Origin of the sequence: Mesorhizobium sp. B1-1-5 (assembly GCF_006443065.1) — a bacterium.
GTDB lineage: Bacteria > Pseudomonadota > Alphaproteobacteria > Rhizobiales > Rhizobiaceae > Mesorhizobium.
On record NZ_VFWS01000450.1, the window covers coordinates 1 to 1,297 of the forward strand.

The 1,297-nt window shown below is 62.8% G+C and carries 2 protein-coding genes; one reads left to right on the plus strand and one right to left on the minus strand.

What is annotated here, in order from left to right; all coding sequences use genetic code 11:
- The first annotated feature begins 138 nt into the window (after positions 1-138).
- Positions 139-954, plus strand: coding sequence for a cytochrome c (locus FJ980_RS32275; RefSeq protein ID WP_181181393.1), 816 nt, complete (start codon positions 139-141; stop codon positions 952-954).
- A 58-nt stretch (positions 955-1,012) separates the two neighbouring features.
- Here the strand turns inward: FJ980_RS32275 and FJ980_RS32280 are convergent.
- Positions 1,013-1,297, minus strand: a 285-nt coding sequence (locus tag FJ980_RS32280; RefSeq protein ID WP_246676674.1) for a LysR substrate-binding domain-containing protein, incomplete at its 5' end; no start/stop codon positions are given.

Consider the following 1,297-nt stretch of genomic DNA (forward strand, 5'->3'; position numbering starts at 1 on the left):
TGGAAACGTTCCAACCTCCACTCCGGCGGCTTCGGCACAAATCCATGCCGAACCGGCGCATGGAAAAGGGGCTCCTACCTGGTGGAGGTGATTGGCCACTGCGGCGCCTGCGACACTCCAAGGAATACGACGTTCGGCATGGATGAAGATCGCAAGCTTGCCGGCGGCAGCGCCGGTATCTGGCAGGCGTTCAACATCAGCAGCGACAAGATCGCGGGCATAGGCGGCTGGAGCGATGAGGAGCTGTTTCGGTTTCTCAAGACCGGCGCCATGCCTGGAAAGGCATATGCGGGCGGTCCGATGGCGGAAACGGTCATGAACAGTCTGCAATATCTTTCGGACGACGACATTCATGCCATCGTCGCCTATCTCAGGACCGTGCCCGCCCAATCGGGAGACGAGAAGCGGCCGCGCTTCGCGTGGACCAATCCGCCCGCAGCCGCCCGCGATGCCGGGACGAAGACCAGCGTGGAGGGCAGCGGGGTCGCGGTGGGCGACGATCTCTACCGGTCGCTCTGCTCGGGATGTCATGGCCTGAATGGAGGCGGATCGGCGGATGGCACCTATCCATCACTGACCAACAACAGCACTCTCGGCGTAACCTCGCCTGAGAATGTCGTCATGACCATCCTTGAAGGCGTCAAGGCAGGCGGCGTCGCGGGCCGCAAATCGATGGCGGCCTTTGACGGCTGGCTGGACGACGGCCAGGTGGCGGCCCTTGCAAACTATGTGACAGCGCGCTTCGGAAACCCGCAAGTCAGCGTCACGGCAGCCGATGTGCGCCAGATGCGGGCAGGCTCGACGACAGAGCAGACGGTGCTGGTTCTGGCGGCCCAGGGGCTGGTGGGGGGCGGCATCGTATTTGTGCTTGGTCTGGCGCTTCTGCTCGCCAGACGCCTTCGCCTGAGAAGGCACCAGAGGCATCTCACATTCGTGTCAATGGGCAGGCCATGAGACGGTGTGCCGAAGCGTGGCGGACCTGTTCCGCCTTTCCGTGCAACGATGAACTGCCTCAGCTTGATATCTCGACCGAGCCCTTCTGAGAGGAACTCCCGGCAACGCCGCGAGGGGCCCGAAAAACCTCCGCCAGCCAATCAATGAACACCCTGATCCGCGAAGACAGATGGCGGCTCTGGGGATAGAGCACGGATACGGGTATCGGCGGTGGTGGGAAGGCTTCCAGTATCGGAACCAATTGCCCGGTGGCGATCTGATGCTCTACGCGATAACGCGGGACCTGTATCAACCCGAGCCCGGCGACGCACGAGGCCGTGTAGATTTCGGCGCCCCGGACGAC